Source organism: Pseudomonas sp. B21-028 (assembly GCF_024749045.1).
Lineage (GTDB): Bacteria > Pseudomonadota > Gammaproteobacteria > Pseudomonadales > Pseudomonadaceae > Aquipseudomonas.
In genome coordinates, this window is the sequence record NZ_CP087184.1 from 139,601 (window position 1) to 156,530 (window position 16,930).

Annotated in this window: 8 protein-coding genes, 2 tRNA genes and 4 rRNA genes; 13 read left to right on the forward strand and 1 reads right to left on the reverse strand. The window is 58.6% G+C overall.

Annotation, left to right across the window (positions count from 1 at the left end):
* Positions 1-37: 37 nt before the first annotated feature.
* From LOY35_RS00695 to pgaD, 12 genes are all read left to right on the forward strand, one after another.
* A 16S ribosomal RNA gene (locus tag LOY35_RS00695) occupies positions 38-1,574 on the forward strand.
* Between the two features lie 65 nt (positions 1,575-1,639).
* A tRNA-Ile gene (locus LOY35_RS00700) sits at positions 1,640-1,716 on the forward strand.
* Positions 1,717-1,742: 26 nt separating this feature from the next.
* Positions 1,743-1,818, forward strand: a tRNA-Ala gene (locus tag LOY35_RS00705).
* A 250-nt stretch (positions 1,819-2,068) separates the two neighbouring features.
* Positions 2,069-4,960, forward strand: a 23S ribosomal RNA gene (locus tag LOY35_RS00710).
* Positions 4,961-5,130: 170 nt separating this feature from the next.
* A 5S ribosomal RNA gene (rrf, locus tag LOY35_RS00715) occupies positions 5,131-5,246 on the forward strand.
* A 107-nt stretch (positions 5,247-5,353) separates the two neighbouring features.
* A 5S ribosomal RNA gene (gene rrf / locus LOY35_RS00720) occupies positions 5,354-5,469 on the forward strand.
* Together the 16S, 23S and 5S rRNA genes with 2 tRNA genes alongside form the textbook arrangement of a ribosomal RNA operon.
* Positions 5,470-5,661: 192 nt before the next feature.
* Positions 5,662-6,297 carry an NADH:ubiquinone oxidoreductase subunit N gene (locus tag LOY35_RS00725; RefSeq protein WP_144931549.1) on the forward strand — a complete coding sequence of 212 codons (636 nt, stop codon included), beginning with the start codon at positions 5,662-5,664 and terminating at the stop codon, positions 6,295-6,297.
* Between the two features lie 158 nt (positions 6,298-6,455).
* Complete coding sequence (locus LOY35_RS00730) at positions 6,456-7,961, forward strand: YdgA family protein (protein WP_258629650.1); 1,506 nt, start codon at positions 6,456-6,458, stop codon at positions 7,959-7,961.
* A gap of 237 nt (positions 7,962-8,198) precedes the next feature.
* Positions 8,199-10,679 (forward strand): poly-beta-1,6 N-acetyl-D-glucosamine export porin PgaA, encoded by a 2,481-nt coding sequence (gene pgaA / locus LOY35_RS00735; protein WP_258629651.1) that lies wholly within the window; start codon positions 8,199-8,201, stop codon positions 10,677-10,679.
* Positions 10,680-10,691: 12 nt separating this feature from the next.
* Positions 10,692-12,689, forward strand: a complete 1,998-nt coding sequence (pgaB, locus tag LOY35_RS00740; protein WP_258629653.1) for a poly-beta-1,6-N-acetyl-D-glucosamine N-deacetylase PgaB — start codon at positions 10,692-10,694, stop codon at positions 12,687-12,689.
* 1 nt (position 12,690) lies between these two features.
* Complete coding sequence (gene pgaC / locus LOY35_RS00745; RefSeq protein WP_258629655.1) at positions 12,691-14,046, forward strand: poly-beta-1,6-N-acetyl-D-glucosamine synthase; 1,356 nt, start codon at positions 12,691-12,693, stop codon at positions 14,044-14,046.
* Positions 14,043-14,546, forward strand: coding sequence for a poly-beta-1,6-N-acetyl-D-glucosamine biosynthesis protein PgaD (gene pgaD / locus LOY35_RS00750; protein ID WP_258629661.1), 504 nt, complete (start codon positions 14,043-14,045; stop codon positions 14,544-14,546). Before pgaC ends, pgaD begins: the two co-directional genes overlap by 4 nt.
* Before the next feature lie 114 nt (positions 14,547-14,660).
* Here pgaD and LOY35_RS00755 read toward each other — a convergent pair whose 3' ends face one another.
* Positions 14,661-16,196, reverse strand: coding sequence for an FAD-dependent oxidoreductase (locus tag LOY35_RS00755; protein ID WP_258629663.1), 1,536 nt, complete (start codon positions 16,194-16,196; stop codon positions 14,661-14,663).
* A 138-nt stretch (positions 16,197-16,334) separates the two neighbouring features.
* On the opposite strand from LOY35_RS00755, the gene LOY35_RS00760 reads away from it, so the two are divergent.
* On the forward strand, positions 16,335-16,895 hold the full coding sequence (locus LOY35_RS00760) for a YbhB/YbcL family Raf kinase inhibitor-like protein (protein WP_258629664.1): 561 nt from the start codon (positions 16,335-16,337) through the stop codon (positions 16,893-16,895).
* The last annotated feature ends 35 nt before the right edge of the window (positions 16,896-16,930 follow it).

Sequence of the window (16,930 nt, forward strand, 5' to 3'; positions counted from 1 at the left end):
GCCAAGTTTAGGGTTTTCTCAAAACCCAAAGATGTTTGAACTGAAGAGTTTGATCATGGCTCAGATTGAACGCTGGCGGCAGGCCTAACACATGCAAGTCGAGCGGTAGAGAGGTGCTTGCACCTCTTGAGAGCGGCGGACGGGTGAGTAATGCCTAGGAATCTGCCTGGTAGTGGGGGATAACGCTCGGAAACGGACGCTAATACCGCATACGTCCTACGGGAGAAAGCAGGGGACCTTCGGGCCTTGCGCTATCAGATGAGCCTAGGTCGGATTAGCTAGTTGGTGAGGTAATGGCTCACCAAGGCGACGATCCGTAACTGGTCTGAGAGGATGATCAGTCACACTGGAACTGAGACACGGTCCAGACTCCTACGGGAGGCAGCAGTGGGGAATATTGGACAATGGGCGAAAGCCTGATCCAGCCATGCCGCGTGTGTGAAGAAGGTCTTCGGATTGTAAAGCACTTTAAGTTGGGAGGAAGGGCCATTACCTAATACGTGATGGTTTTGACGTTACCGACAGAATAAGCACCGGCTAACTCTGTGCCAGCAGCCGCGGTAATACAGAGGGTGCAAGCGTTAATCGGAATTACTGGGCGTAAAGCGCGCGTAGGTGGTTCGTTAAGTTGGATGTGAAAGCCCCGGGCTCAACCTGGGAACTGCATTCAAAACTGTCGAGCTAGAGTATGGTAGAGGGTGGTGGAATTTCCTGTGTAGCGGTGAAATGCGTAGATATAGGAAGGAACACCAGTGGCGAAGGCGACCACCTGGACTGATACTGACACTGAGGTGCGAAAGCGTGGGGAGCAAACAGGATTAGATACCCTGGTAGTCCACGCCGTAAACGATGTCAACTAGCCGTTGGGAGCCTTGAGCTTTTAGTGGCGCAGCTAACGCATTAAGTTGACCGCCTGGGGAGTACGGCCGCAAGGTTAAAACTCAAATGAATTGACGGGGGCCCGCACAAGCGGTGGAGCATGTGGTTTAATTCGAAGCAACGCGAAGAACCTTACCAGGCCTTGACATCCAATGAACTTTCCAGAGATGGATTGGTGCCTTCGGGAGCATTGAGACAGGTGCTGCATGGCTGTCGTCAGCTCGTGTCGTGAGATGTTGGGTTAAGTCCCGTAACGAGCGCAACCCTTGTCCTTAGTTACCAGCACGTTATGGTGGGCACTCTAAGGAGACTGCCGGTGACAAACCGGAGGAAGGTGGGGATGACGTCAAGTCATCATGGCCCTTACGGCCTGGGCTACACACGTGCTACAATGGTCGGTACAGAGGGTTGCCAAGCCGCGAGGTGGAGCTAATCCCACAAAACCGATCGTAGTCCGGATCGCAGTCTGCAACTCGACTGCGTGAAGTCGGAATCGCTAGTAATCGCGAATCAGAATGTCGCGGTGAATACGTTCCCGGGCCTTGTACACACCGCCCGTCACACCATGGGAGTGGGTTGCACCAGAAGTAGCTAGTCTAACCTTCGGGAGGACGGTTACCACGGTGTGATTCATGACTGGGGTGAAGTCGTAACAAGGTAGCCGTAGGGGAACCTGCGGCTGGATCACCTCCTTAATCGACGACGGCAGTTGCTTCATGAGCTCCCACACGAATTGCTTGATTCATTGAAGAAGACGATTGGGTCTGTAGCTCAGTTGGTTAGAGCGCACCCCTGATAAGGGTGAGGTCGGCAGTTCGAATCTGCCCAGACCCACCAATTACTGGTGCACCCTGTAGCGATACGGGGCCATAGCTCAGCTGGGAGAGCGCCTGCCTTGCACGCAGGAGGTCAGCGGTTCGATCCCGCTTGGCTCCACCATTACCGATTGGTGACCCTCGTTAAAGCTTAGAAATGAGCATTCCATCAAGACGATGCTGAATGTTGATTTCTAGTCTTTTGATTAGATCGTTCTTTAAAAATTTGGGTATGTGATAGAAAGATAGACTGAACGTTACTTTCACTGGTAACGGATCAGGCTAAGGTAAAATTTGTGAGTGGCTCTTTGAGCACAATCGAATTTTCGGCGAATGTCGTCTTCACAGTATAACCAGATTGCTTGGGGTTATATGGTCAAGTGAAGAAGCGCATACGGTGGATGCCTTGGCAGTCAGAGGCGATGAAAGACGTGGTAGCCTGCGAAAAGCTTCGGGGAGTCGGCAAACAGACTGTGATCCGGAGATGTCTGAATGGGGGAACCCAGCCATCATAAGATGGTTATCTTGCACTGAATACATAGGTGCAAGAGGCGAACCAGGGGAACTGAAACATCTAAGTACCCTGAGGAAAAGAAATCAACCGAGATTCCCTTAGTAGTGGCGAGCGAACGGGGACTAGCCCTTAAGCTTCTTTGATTTTAGCGGAACGCTCTGGAAAGTGCGGCCATAGTGGGTGATAGCCCTGTACGCGAAAGGATCTTAGAAGTGAAATCGAGTAGGACGGAGCACGAGAAACTTTGTCTGAATATGGGGGGACCATCCTCCAAGGCTAAATACTACTGACTGACCGATAGTGAACTAGTACCGTGAGGGAAAGGCGAAAAGAACCCCGGAGAGGGGAGTGAAATAGATCCTGAAACCGTATGCGTACAAGCAGTGGGAGCCCACTTTGTTGGGTGACTGCGTACCTTTTGTATAATGGGTCAGCGACTTATTTTCAGTGGCGAGCTTAACCGAATAGGGGAGGCGTAGCGAAAGCGAGTCTTAATAGGGCGTCTAGTCGCTGGGAATAGACCCGAAACCGGGCGATCTATCCATGGGCAGGTTGAAGGTTAGGTAACACTGACTGGAGGACCGAACCGACTACCGTTGAAAAGTTAGCGGATGACCTGTGGATCGGAGTGAAAGGCTAATCAAGCTCGGAGATAGCTGGTTCTCCTCGAAAGCTATTTAGGTAGCGCCTCATGTATCACTGTAGGGGGTAGAGCACTGTTTCGGCTAGGGGGTCATCCCGACTTACCAAACCGATGCAAACTCCGAATACCTACAAGTGCCGAGCATGGGAGACACACGGCGGGTGCTAACGTCCGTCGTGAAAAGGGAAACAACCCAGACCGTCAGCTAAGGTCCCAAAGTTATGGTTAAGTGGGAAACGATGTGGGAAGGCTTAGACAGCTAGGAGGTTGGCTTAGAAGCAGCCACCCTTTAAAGAAAGCGTAATAGCTCACTAGTCGAGTCGGCCTGCGCGGAAGATGTAACGGGGCTCAAACCATACACCGAAGCTACGGGTATCACGTAAGTGATGCGGTAGAGGAGCGTTCTGTAAGCCTGTGAAGGTGAGTTGAGAAGCTTGCTGGAGGTATCAGAAGTGCGAATGCTGACATGAGTAACGACAATGGGTGTGAAAAACACCCACGCCGAAAGACCAAGGTTTCCTGCGCAACGTTAATCGACGCAGGGTTAGTCGGTCCCTAAGGCGAGGCTGAAAAGCGTAGTCGATGGAAAACAGGTTAATATTCCTGTACTTCTGGTTATTGCGATGGAGGGACGGAGAAGGCTAGGCCAGCTTGGCGTTGGTTGTCCAAGTTTAAGGTGGTAGGCTGGAATCTTAGGTAAATCCGGGATTCTAAGGCCGAGAGCTGATGACGAGTTACCCTTTGGGTGACGAAGTGGTTGATGCCATGCTTCCAAGAAAAGCTTCTAAGCTTCAGGTAACCAGGAACCGTACCCCAAACCGACACAGGTGGTTGGGTAGAGAATACCAAGGCGCTTGAGAGAACTCGGGTGAAGGAACTAGGCAAAATGGCACCGTAACTTCGGGAGAAGGTGCGCCGGTGAGGGTGAAGCACTTGCTGCGTAAGCCCACGCCGGTCGAAGATACCAGGCCGCTGCGACTGTTTATTAAAAACACAGCACTCTGCAAACACGAAAGTGGACGTATAGGGTGTGACGCCTGCCCGGTGCCGGAAGGTTAATTGATGGGGTTAGCTAACGCGAAGCTCTTGATCGAAGCCCCGGTAAACGGCGGCCGTAACTATAACGGTCCTAAGGTAGCGAAATTCCTTGTCGGGTAAGTTCCGACCTGCACGAATGGCGTAACGATGGCGGCGCTGTCTCCACCCGAGACTCAGTGAAATTGAAATCGCTGTGAAGATGCAGTGTATCCGCGGCTAGACGGAAAGACCCCGTGAACCTTTACTATAGCTTTGCACTGGACTTTGAATTTGCTTGTGTAGGATAGGTGGGAGGCTTTGAAGCGTGGACGCCAGTCTGCGTGGAGCCATCCTTGAAATACCACCCTGGCAACTTTGAGGTTCTAACTCAGGTCCGTTATCCGGATCGAGGACAGTGTATGGTGGGTAGTTTGACTGGGGCGGTCTCCTCCTAAAGAGTAACGGAGGAGTACGAAGGTGCGCTCAGACCGGTCGGAAATCGGTCGTAGAGTATAAAGGCAAAAGCGCGCTTGACTGCGAGACAGACACGTCGAGCAGGTACGAAAGTAGGTCTTAGTGATCCGGTGGTTCTGTATGGAAGGGCCATCGCTCAACGGATAAAAGGTACTCCGGGGATAACAGGCTGATACCGCCCAAGAGTTCATATCGACGGCGGTGTTTGGCACCTCGATGTCGGCTCATCACATCCTGGGGCTGAAGCCGGTCCCAAGGGTATGGCTGTTCGCCATTTAAAGTGGTACGCGAGCTGGGTTTAGAACGTCGTGAGACAGTTCGGTCCCTATCTGCCGTGGACGTTTGAGATTTGAGAGGGGCTGCTCCTAGTACGAGAGGACCGGAGTGGACGAACCTCTGGTGTTCCGGTTGTCACGCCAGTGGCATTGCCGGGTAGCTATGTTCGGAAAAGATAACCGCTGAAAGCATCTAAGCGGGAAACTTGCCTCAAGATGAGATCTCACTGGAGCCTTGAGCTCCCTGAAGGGCCGTCGAAGACTACGACGTTGATAGGCAGGGTGTGTAAGCGCTGTGAGGCGTTGAGCTAACCTGTACTAATTGCCCGTGAGGCTTGACCATATAACACCCAAGCAATTTGCTTGCTCCGAGCTGAAAAGCGCAAGGGCACCAGATTGCGGTGTGTGAAGACGAAATGAACCGAAAGTTCGACGCTCACAAAGCACCGAAAGCTGTCACATACCCAATTTGCTGAAGCGAGGCCAGCCGGTCACGAATCAGTACCCGAATTTCTTGACGACCATAGAGCGTTGGAACCACCTGATCCCATCCCGAACTCAGCAGTGAAACGATGCATCGCCGATGGTAGTGTGGGGTTTCCCCATGTGAGAGTAGGTCATCGTCAAGATTAAATTCCGAAACCCCTATCTGCTGATGCAGGTAGGGGTTTTGTTTTAGTAGAAGTTATCGATTTTCACCGGCACGTTGCTGTTGAACGGGCTGGTCACAGAATTTCTTGACGACCATAGAGCGTTGGAACCACCTGATCCCATCCCGAACTCAGCAGTGAAACGATGCATCGCCGATGGTAGTGTGGGGTTTCCCCATGTGAGAGTAGGTCATCGTCAAGATTGAATTCCCAGAACCCCTGTCTGCTGACGCAGACAGGGGTTCTGTCGTTTTGGGCCGGTAATCGGATCGTCCCGCTGATTACTGTCGACACCCCGGCAAACGCCGGGGCCGTTGCTATGCTGTGAGTGTCGGGGACTGGCAAAAATGGAGTCCGCGACGCCAATGCGTCACTGGTCATGGGGATTCCAATAATGAAAAACCCTTATGCTCCCGGTTTCTGGTGCGCCATCGCGGCCTTGGTGCTGCTTTCGGCGACTTATTTCTATGGCGTCATGCTGACTCACCAGATCGAAAAAGCGCTGATATTCCTGGACAGTGCGTCTGCGCTGATCGGCGTGATCTCCATCGCCGTCGTGGCCTGGGCGTCATTGCAAGGGCAACGCATCAAGAAAAAGCATCTTGGACAAGGCAAGACCCTGGTGCTGATCTGGGATACCAAGGTTGCATTGAGACGGGTCGAAACAGTGTTCGATCGTTATTTCTGGGGTAGCTACTGGCAGCCTGGCCGCACCTTCCAGGAAGTCATGGGCGAACTCACGGGCACTCCGTTGGAAAAAAGCCTCGAAGCCTTGAAGATCCAATGCGCCGCTTTGGACAAACAAGTCGCCCAGGACGGCTGGCATTGGCTCAACAATGCCCGTGAGCTATGCGATGTGGCCAATGCCATGGCCCGTGAACGCTATCAGCTGGACTTCTGCGACCCTCGTGCAGAGTCATCGGGCGCGGCGGTCATCAACCGCGATTTCGAGGTGTTGGTGTACACCTGGACGGCGCGGCTCAGGACTTTCGACCATCAACTGGACGAAATCGAAGTCCAATATTCGTAGACCACCTCTCAAGAATTTGCTTTCCCCCCTTTAAACATTGGGCCCCCAGGGGTGCCTGATGGTAATCTCCCCCCCCACTCTACGGCGTCAAGCCACACCCTTCGCGGGTCAGGGAAGACGACGGCTTTTTTCAACCATGGATATCGATCGGGTCACTTATGAATAAATCAGCAAGCGTACTCTTGGGAATCGTTGTAGCGATCGGAGCTGTCAGTGCGGGCGGCGCCTGGTACACCGGAACCAAGCTTGAGGGCGTGCTGCAAACTGCCATTGCCGAAAGTAACAAGCAGATGGTAACTGCCTTGGCCGGCTCCAACAGCTCGTCCTCCATCGAACTGGTTTCGCTGGATCGTGGGATCTTCAGTAGCACCGCCCATTATCGCCTCAAGGGTGAAGGCGACATGTTTGGTGGCGAAGCGGTCGAGTTGCTGGTCGTGGACCACATCGAACATGGTCCGCTACCTTTTTCCCGTCTGATGACCCTCAAGTGGCTGCCGGTCATGGCCACCAGTCACACCGAAATCGAGCGGACCCCGCTGACCGAAAAATGGTTCGCCGCCGCCAAGGACAAATCGCCGCTCAAAGGCGTGTTCAACCTGGGCTATGACCAATCGGTCAACGGCACGCTGGAGTTGCTGCCCCTGGACGCCAAGCTGGATGAGCAGTCCCAGGTCGTATTCTCCGGTTTGAAACTCGACCTGGCCGCCAATGCCCAGGCACAGAAGATCAAGGCCGACGGCTATATGGACAGCCTCAAGCTGACCAGCGTCGCGGAAGATCAGAGCCCGGTAGTGGTCGAGCTGAATGGCCTGACCCTTGCCAGCAATCTGAGCAAGAGCAGCTACGGCTATTACATGGGCGATAACGCCCTGATTCTGAGCAACATCAAGGCCAGCTTCGGCGAGCAGAAGTCGGTGGTGGGCCTGAAGAATATCGAGATGAAGAACAGCAGCACCGAAAGCGGCACCAGCGCTTCGGGGCGTGCCGATTACAAGATCGGTGAGTTGTCGTTCAACGATAAGACCATTGGCGCCGCGCAAATGGTAATCAGCGCGAAGAACCTCGACATCCCCGCCACCATGTCGCTGATGCAGGTTTACCAGGCCAAGCTGCAGCCCTATGAAAAAGCCGCCGCCGAAGCCGCCGAAGCTGGCGAGCCTGCTCCGGAGCTGAACCTGACCGAGGCCGAAGAGGCTCAGGTCAAGGCCGATCTGGAAAAACTCCTGGCCGCTGGCCCGCAGATAGCGTTGGAGAATCTGTCGTTCAGTACCGCCAGCGGTGAAAGCCGTGCGAGCCTGGTCGTCGATCTGGCCAAGCCGCAATCGATGGACCTGCCGCCTGATGAACTGGGTCGTCAGTTGCTTGCCCTGCTGGAATTCAACGTGAAAGTGTCCAAGCCGATGCTGGTGGACCTGGCGACCGTGCAAGCCCAGATGGAAGGCCAGACCGACGCCAAGCTGATCGCGGATCAGGCCCTGGCCACCAGCGATATGTTCAGCGCCATGGCAGTGGGGACGCAGCTGGCGACCCTGGAAGGCAACGACGTGGTGACCAAGCTGCGCTACGCCAACAATCAGGTTGATTTCAACGGTAAGAAAATGACGGTCGAAGAATTCACCGCGTTTGTGATGAACCAGATGGGTGGCGGCGTCGCCGTTCAGTAACCGCTTCAGCAACATCCAGAACCGGTCCGTGCCTTGCGCACGGGCCGGTTTTTTTTCGCCTTTGGATCAGGGCTGAATCTGTATCGATTCTGAAGAATTGTGGCGTTCTCAAAAATGCCCCGCCCCGCAATGCAAGACTAGGCCCATTAGAGCTTGGCTGGATTCCTTTGATCCGGCTTCCTGTTTGATGGGCAAGGGGGCACTGCGACCCGGCTGGCCATGTAAGGATGCTGACGAATGCCGCGTACTGTGGGTCCTCTTATTCAATGCGGTTTGCGCCCGCTGTTTGGCGTTGTGTTGTGCAGCCAGTTGTACTGGCCGGCCTTCGCATTCGCCGATACCGCTTATGACCAGATGGTGCTCGACGCCCGTGCCGGTCATTACACGCCTGCGTTGACCCTGTTGCGTCAGCTACCGGCCGAACAGGCCAGTACCGCCCAGATCAGTGATTATCTGCAGATCGCCAGTTGGGCCGGCCTTGATACCGAGGTGGTGAAGGTCTACGAAACCCAGGGGCGCCATCGCAACCTGCCGGTCCAGGCACTGAGCGCAACGGCTCGCGCCTACCGCAACCTCAAGCGCTGGGATCCGGCTGCCGAGCTGTACCGCCAGGCGCTGCTGATCGACCCCCAGAACCCCGACCTGCAACTCGGCCTGGCCTTGACCCAGGCCGATGCCGGCAAGCCTGATGAAGCCGTCAAGCGCGCACGGGCCATGGTCGCCGCGAAGCCGGAAGACCCGACGCGTCGCATGGCCTTGGGTTATGCGTTGACCCGTGCCGACAACCCTCACGAAGCGCTGTTCGAATACGACCAAGCGTTCTCTCGCGCTGGCAGCAGGCCTGAAATCGCCGGGGAATACATCAACGCCCTGCAGCGTGCCCGCTTGCCGGAGCCAGCATTGCGCCTGGCCCGTCTTCAGCCTGGCCTGATTGATCGTGGCGTGCAGCGGCGACTGGAAGGTGACGTGGCGGCCGAGCGGGTTCGCCTGGCGGACATGGCCAGTCGCAGCGAAAAGGAACGCTTCGTCATCGCTGACCGTGCCCTGGCTGATTACGATAAGTTGCTCGCCACCTGGACCCCGGTGGCCGAGGCCCATGATGACGTACTCCGCTGGCGGATCGACCGCATGGGCGCGCTCAACGCCCGGGCGCGTCGGGCGGAAGTGATTGCCGAGTACCAGAAGTTGATCGCCGAAGGTGTGAGTATTCCCACCTATGCCCTGCGTTGGGTGGCGTCTTCTTATCTGGAGCAGCGTGAGCCGGAGATCGCCGTCGACCTGTACCGACGGGTGCTGAGCGCACCGGACGCCGATACCGCTGATCGCTTCGAAGACAGTACCGCGCTCTATTACGCGCTGCTGGAAAGCGAAAGATCCGAAGAGGCCCGTGCCTGGGCCGAAGACCTGGCCAAGTCCCAGCGTCCACGGGTCGAGCTCAAGGGCTTGCCAATCGGCAACCCCAACGACGAGTGGATGGATGCTCAGATGCTCGCCGCTCAGTCCGGAACCCATGGCGCCGATCTGCCTACCGCGGAAGCGCGTCTGAAAGCCCTGGTCAGCCAAGGGCCTGGCAATATCGGTCTGCGGTTGGCCCAGGCCGATCTGTATCAGGCTCGGGACTGGCCGCGACGTTCGGAAAACCTGCTCAAGGAAGTCGAGGCGACCACCCCGCGCAACCGGGACCTGGAAGTCGCCCAGGCCCGCGCCGCCATGGATCTGCAGGAATGGCGGCAGTTGGATGCGCTGACCGACGACGTCGTTGCTCGTTACCCGGAAAACGCCCACGTCAAACGCTTGCAACGCCAGCGCGACGTGCACGACATGGCTGAGCTGCGCATCGAGGCCTACACCGGCAAAAGCTATGGCGGCGGCAACGGCGATGCCGGTGCGGTCACCGGCAGTCGGGACTTCGGTATCGAAACATTGCTCTATAGCCCACCCATCGACGAGGACTGGCGGTTGTTCGGCGGCGTCGGTTACGCCACCGGCGACTTCGAGGAAGGCACCGGCCATCATCGCTGGCAGCGCCTGGGTGTGGAGCGCCGCAGCCGCGACATGACCCTGGAAGCGGAAGTCTCCAACCATAGCTATGGTTCCGGTGACAAACAGGGCGCGCGGGTGGCATTGGCCCGGGATATCAATGATCACTGGCAGTATGGCGGCAGCCTGGATTACCTCTCGGCGAACACGCCGCTGCGTGCCCTCAACAGCGGTATTCGCGCCAATGGCGGCAGCGGGTTCATCCGCTGGCGTGCCCATGAAAGCCGCGAGTGGCAATTGACGGTCAGCCCGTCCCATTTCAGCGATGGCAACAACCGTCTCGAGACCTTGCTGACCGGCCGTGAAGGCCTCTACAGCACACCGCGTCTGCAGGTGGAAATGGGGCTGGAGGTTGCGGCCAGCCGCAACAGTGGCTCCAACGAGGTGCCCTATTTCAACCCCAAGTCGGACCTCGGCGTCATGCCGACCGTCACCGCCAACCATGTGTTGTATCGCCGTTATGAAACCGCGTGGAGCCAGCAATTCCAGGTCGGTGCCGGCAGCTACAGCCAGCGCGACTACGGTACCGGCGCCATGGGCCTGCTCGGTTACGGCCAGCGTTTCCTCTGGAACGACGTGCTCGAGGCAGGCGCCACGCTGAGCTGGCTCAACCGCCCTTACGACGGCGATCGTGAAAGCGATCTGCGCCTGCTTGTCGACCTCACCTACCGCTTCTAGAAGAGTTTGAAGATGCCTGTCATTTCGCGATTCATCCTTCTGCTGGGGGTCTTGCTGATCAGCGCGTGTGCCCAGCAGGCCCCGGCGTTCACGCCGCCCTCGCAACGGCCCCTGGCGGCCAACGACGAGCCGTGGCCAAAGAACCATGTGCTCGGTATCGCCTATCACGACGTCGAGGACCTCGATCCGGACCAGGCGCTGGTGGCCGTGCGCACCGAGCGACTGATCGAACAACTGGCGTGGCTGCGGGAAAACAACTACCAGCCGGTCACCGTGGACCAGATCATCAACGCCCGTAACGGCGGCCCCGAGCTACCGCCGCGTGCGGTGCTGCTGAGTTTCGACGACGGCTATGCGAGTTTCTACACCCGGGTCATGCCGATCCTGCGCGCCTATAACTGGCCGGCGATCCTGGCGCCGGTGGGCAGTTGGATAGATACGCCATTGAACCAACCGGTGGATTTCGCCGGGGTGCCGCGCAAGCGTTCCGAGTTCCTGACCTGGGAGCAGATTCGCGAAGTGTCGAAATCGGGCCTGGTGGAGATCGCGGCCCACACCGACGCCAATCACAAAGGCATAATCGCCAACCCGCAAGGCAACCAGCAACCCGCGGCCACTTCCCGGCGCTACGATCCCGCTACCGGCCGCTATGAAACCGAGGCCGATTTCCAGGCACGCCTGCGCCAGGACGTGGCGTCGATCTCGGAGAAAATCCGCAAGGTCACCGGCTACCGTCCGCGAATCTGGGTCTGGCCTTACGGGGAGGCCGACGGCACCGCGCTGCAAGTGATCGGCAATGAGGGTTATCAAATGGCCCTGACCCTTGAAGACGGCCTCGACAGCCTCGATAACCTGATGAGCGGGCCGCGGTTTTTGGTGGCCTCCGATCCGGATGGCGCACATTTCGCCGAAAGCATCGTGTCCGTACAGACGATGGACCCGATGCGCGTGGTCCATGTCGACCTGGACTACGTCTACGACCCGGACCCCGTGCAGCAGGAAGCCAACGTCGGCAAGTTGATCCAGCGCATCTACGACCTGGGCGCCAACACGGTATTCCTCCAGGCGTTCGCCGATCCGAAAGGCGATGGCCTGGTGCACTCGCTGTATTTTCCCAACCGTCATCTGCCAGTACGGGCCGATCTGTTCGACCGGGTTGCGTGGCAGTTGCGCACGCGGGCCAATGCCAAGGTCTATGCCTGGATGCCGGTGCTCAGTTTTGCCCTGGATGCGAAGCTGCCGCGTGTGCAGCGTTGGGATCCGGAAACCGGCAAGACCGGTGTCGCCCCGGACCAGTACGTGCGTTTGTCGCCGTTCGATCCGAATGTGCGCAAAGCCATCGGCGAGATCTACGAAGACCTGGCGCGGATGAGCTCGGTGGACGGGGTTCTGTACCACGACGATGCGGTGTTCTCCGACTTCGAGGATGCCGGTCCCGCCGCCCTGAAAGTCTATGCCGCCAACGGCCTGCCGACATCTATCGCCGCTCTGCGCGAAGACCCGGCTGCGATGCAACGCTGGACCCGCTTCAAGAGCCGCTACCTGATCGACTTCACCCGTGAGCTCACCGCCAAGGTCCGGGCGATTCGTGGCCCCCAGGTGCTGACAGCGCGCAATATCTTTGCCGAGCCGATGCTCAATCCCGAAAGCGAAGCCTGGTTCGCCCAGAACCTCGATGACTTCCTCGGCGCTTATGACTGGACGGCACCGATGGCCATGCCGTTGATGGAGAAACAGACCCGTGAGCAGTCCGGCCCGTGGCTGGAGCGCCTGGTCCAGACCGTCAAGAGCCGCCCCGGTGCCCTCAAGCGCACGGTGTTCGAGTTGCAGGCCCGTGACTGGGACAGCAAACCGGTCAGCGATATCGAGGGTGAACAACTGGCCGACTGGATGGGACGCCTCAAGCGCCAGGGCGTGACCAGTTTCGGCTACTACCCGGACAACTTCATCGAAGACCTGCCGGCGGTGAAAACCGTGCGGCCGGCGCTCTCCAACAAGTGGAATCCTTGACATGCTCGACAGACTGCTCGCCCTGCTGGTGCTGGCGATCGTCCTTGGGGTGCCCCTGGGCCTGATCTTCCTGGTCACCGGGCAATTCCTGATGGACTTCGTGTTCTTCTACCCGCTGTTCATGTCCGGCCTGTGGATTGCCGGTGGCCTGTATTTCTGGCTGCACTGGGAGCGCCATTGGCCGTGGAAGGACGACACCTTGCCACCGCCGCTGGCCGGCGAGCCGCTGATCAGCATCCTGGTGCCTTGCTTCAACGAGGGCGACAACGTCGCCGACACCATTCACGCGGCGCTGGGCCAGCATTACCCGAACATCGAAGTCATCGCCATCAACGATGGTTCCAAGGACAACACCGGCCAGGTCCTCGATCTGTTGGCGCTGGAAGATCCACGTCTGCGGGTGCTGCACCTGGCGGAGAACCAGGGCAAGGCCGTGGCCCTGCGCATGGGCGCCATCGCGGCTCGCAGCGAATACCTGGTGTGCATCGACGGCGATGCACTGCTGGCGCCCAATACCTGCGCCTATCTGGTCGCGCCGATGCTGGAGAACGCCCGTCTTGGCGCGGTGACCGGCAACCCGCGTATCCGCACCCGCTCGACATTGGTGGGTCGGGTACAGGTCGGCGAGTTCTCCTCGATCATCGGCCTGATCAAGCGCACCCAGCGGGTTTTCGGGCGGATCTTCACCGTCTCCGGCGTGATCGTCGCCTTCCGTCGCACGGCCCTGCACCGGGTCGGCTACTGGAGCCCGGACATGATCACCGAAGACATCGACATCAGCTGGAAGCTGCAACTGGACCACTGGAGCATTTTCTACGAGCCCCGTGCGCTGTGCTGGATCCTCATGCCCGAAACCCTGCGCGGCCTGTGGCGGCAACGGTTGCGCTGGGCCCAGGGCGGTGCCGAGGTGCTGTTCAAGAATATCCGTGGCATCTGGCAATACCGCCATCGCTACCTGTGGCCGCTGCTGTTCGAATATTGCCTGTCCACGGGGTGGGCATTCACGTTCCTGCTGTCGGTGGTGTTCTGGGGCGCGGGTAAATTCGTCGAGATGCCGGCGGCCATTGCGGTCGAGCATCTCATGCCGCCGGCTTTCACCGGCCTGTTGCTGGCGGTGGTGTGCCTGATTCAATTCGCGGTGAGCATCCTCATCGATCGCCGTTATGAAAAGGGCCTGTGGCACATCATGTTCTGGGTGGTCTGGTACCCGTTGGTGTTCTGGTTGATCAGTCTGTTCACCACCCTGGTGAGTTTTCCGAAAGTCTTGTTCGGGCAGCATCAGAAGCGTGCGCGCTGGGTCAGCCCGGATCGGGGAATCAAACCGTTTGCTGATGAAGAAGAGGAAGTGATCCGATGAAAATTATCAGGACCCGGCAAAGGCCCTTTCTGGTGCTCATCGATGTGTTCTTCACCGTGTTGGCGTGGGTCGGGCTGCTGTACCTGCTGGTCAACGGACTCTGGCCGCTGTTCGACAGTCACGCCGGACCGCGCTTGGGCGGCACGTGGCTGGACACCCTCGGGACGTTACAGATCTATGGCTGGGTGGCGCTGGTCAATGCAGTCATTCTGATTGGCTGGGCGCGTTATCAGCAGCGCAAAAGCCAAAGTTTCGCCCAGCGTCGACTGCCGGCGCCGGTGGTCGATGATCGGGGTTTGAGCGACAGTTTCAAATTGACCGACGAACGCCTGGACACCCTGCGTCGGCCAGGTTCCAAGATCATCCACAATAACCAGGACGGGGACATCAGCCACGTGGTGCCGCACTTCCATGTGTTGAGCAAGGAATTGCAACCACCACCCCTGGCGCCGTTGGAGCAGGCACGGGTTATCCAGCTTCCGGCCGATAATTCGATGTAGACACCGCCGACGCCATCGCGAGCAGGCTCGCTCCCACATTAAGCTGCGTTGTCGACAAGCTTGGTGTTCAACATCAATTCCTGTGGGAGCGAGCCTGCTCGCGAAGGCGATGGATCAGGCGCTTGAGAAATCCCTGATCAACCGCCACGCCTCATCCACCGGCAGCGGTTGTTTCATGCGTTGGGCCAGCGCCGCCATGGCCCGGCCTTCGTCGCAGGCCACCGCCGCGGCAACGAGGCCATCCTTGCCCAACAGGCCGATGAAGGGCGGCTGCTCGGGAGTGCCCTTGAACTGCACCTCATCCCATTGTTCGGCATGGCCGAGGTAGTCGTAGCGTTTACTGAAGTGATAGGTCCAGAAAAACGGCACGTCCAGGTAATGCTCTTCACCACCGAGCATATTCGCTGCCGCGATTCGGGCCTGTTGCTGGGCCAGGCGCCAGTGTTCGATTCGCCGGGGTTCGCCGCTGAGAGGAAATGTTGCGATATCGCCGACGGCCCATACGCCATCGGTCACGCGCATGCCGGCGTCGACGGTCAATGACTGGTCCCCTTCCTGTGGCAAATCGGCGAACGGTTCGGTGGCCGGGCGCACGCCGATGCCGACAATCACCAGGTCCGCCGCAAAGCGCTGGCCGTTATCCAGCACTACGGCCTCAACCTTGCCGGCGCCTTCGATTCGCGCCGCTTCGCCACCGGTGTGATACACCACGCCGTTGGCTCGATGCCGGGCCAGAATAGCTTGGCCGACACTGTCGCCCAACTGCGCCGCGAACGGCACGGGATGACGGGCCAGGACAGTGACGCTCAGCTGCCGTTTGCGCAGCGACGAGGCGACCTCCATGGCAATGAAACTGTCACCGATAATCACCGCCCGTTGCCCCGGCCGGGCGCTGTCGAGGATGTGCCTTGCGTGTTCCATCGAGCGCAGCACGAATACCTGGGGCAGGTCGATGCCGGGCAGGTCCGGCGTCCTGGGCGTTCCACCCGTGGCGATCAGCGTAGCGTCGTAGCCCAGCGACTGCCCATCGGCCAGGCGAATCTGGCGAGAGGTGGTATCCAGGCTCACGACCTCGCCATGAATCCGTTCGATGCGTTGCTGGGTGAAGTAAGTTTCATCCCGAAGCGCAGGTGTCTCCTCGACGCTCATGTCCCCGGCCAGCACGTATTTGCTCAGCACCGTGCGGTCATACCCGGCGTCGGTTTCGCGATCAATCAGTTGAATCCGGCCGCCGAAGCCTTTATCGCGCAATGCCGCGGCGCATGCCGTGCCGGCGGCCCCGGCACCGATGATGACGAAGGTGCGCGGGTCGTCGGCTGGGGGGATTTTCTCGGCGGGCAACGGTTGGTCATCGACCCAGATGTCGCCGTCGCGCACCTCGACGTGATAACGCTCCAGGCTGTCGAGGGCCGGCGGTTCGCACAGCGCGCCGTCTTCGGCCCGAAAGGCCGCCTTGTGCCAGGGACAGATCAGCCTGCCGTGACACACCGCACCCTTGGCCAGCGGTGCGCCGGCGTGCGGGCATTTGCCCTGGAAGGCGCGAACCTGGTCGCCCACGCGCAGCAACAGGAGGGTCGTTTCGTTGATCTTGACTTCGAGGCCGCGGTCTTCGCGTACATCCGCGAAGCGGGCGACTTGATGCAAGGGCATGGTCGGTCTCCGGCAGGCGTTTCTCATTGGAGTCGGCCGGTTGGGGCGAGGTTCAGCATAATTGTCACTGCAACCCGGGCGGCGCTGAGGCTATAGTGCGCAGGCCGTCCATGGCCTGACCCGCATAAGGTGCCCGGTATGACCCGATTGACTTCCCTCACTCCTTGGCTGGCAGCCTTCGCCCTGGTGCTGTGCGCACAAGGGGCTGTCCAGGCCGAGGAGCGCTTCACCCTCAGTATCCCCGGCGTGTCGGATAACCGTCTTTTCACTGCTGCGGCTGCCAGTGACGCCAACAGTTGCGGCGGCAAGAACATTTCTCCTGCCTTGAGCTGGAACGCTGGCCCGCCGGGTACCCTTAGCTACGCCATCGTCATGCTGGACCCGGATGGCCAAAGGGGCCAGGGCGTCGACCACTGGGTGCATTACGGCATCAAGGCCACCACGCGGCAAATACCCACGGGGGCAGGCAGCAAGACCACGCTGGAAGGCATGAGCGGTATCAACAGCAAGAATACCCACGGATATATCGGTCCTTGCCCGCCCATAGGCGACAGCGCTCATCACTACCTGATCCAGCTCTTCGCCCTGGACCTGCCACCGGATGCGTTGCCCGCGGGGCTGACCCGTGCCCAACTGATGGAAAAGATCAACGGTCACGTGTTGCGCAACAGCAGCGTTGTGCGGCGTTACCATCGCTGATCCAGGCCATGTGAACCTTATGGTCGGGGTCCAGC

Bases quoted from the DNA above. Each gene is read 5' to 3' on its own strand.
- LOY35_RS00730 (WP_258629650.1), top strand. From the start codon at position 6,456: ATGAATAAATCAGCAAGCGTACTCTTGGGAATCGTTGTAGCGATCGGA.
- LOY35_RS00755 (WP_258629663.1), bottom strand. From the start codon at position 16,196: ATGCCCTTGCATCAAGTCGCCCGCTTCGCGGATGTACGCGAAGACCGC.
- pgaD (WP_258629661.1), top strand. From the start codon at position 14,043: ATGAAAATTATCAGGACCCGGCAAAGGCCCTTTCTGGTGCTCATCGAT.
- LOY35_RS00760 (WP_258629664.1), top strand. From the start codon at position 16,335: ATGACCCGATTGACTTCCCTCACTCCTTGGCTGGCAGCCTTCGCCCTG.
- pgaC (WP_258629655.1), top strand. From the start codon at position 12,691: ATGCTCGACAGACTGCTCGCCCTGCTGGTGCTGGCGATCGTCCTTGGG.
- pgaB (WP_258629653.1), top strand. From the start codon at position 10,692: ATGCCTGTCATTTCGCGATTCATCCTTCTGCTGGGGGTCTTGCTGATC.
- pgaA (WP_258629651.1), top strand. From the start codon at position 8,199: ATGCCGCGTACTGTGGGTCCTCTTATTCAATGCGGTTTGCGCCCGCTG.
- LOY35_RS00725 (WP_144931549.1), top strand. From the start codon at position 5,662: ATGAAAAACCCTTATGCTCCCGGTTTCTGGTGCGCCATCGCGGCCTTG.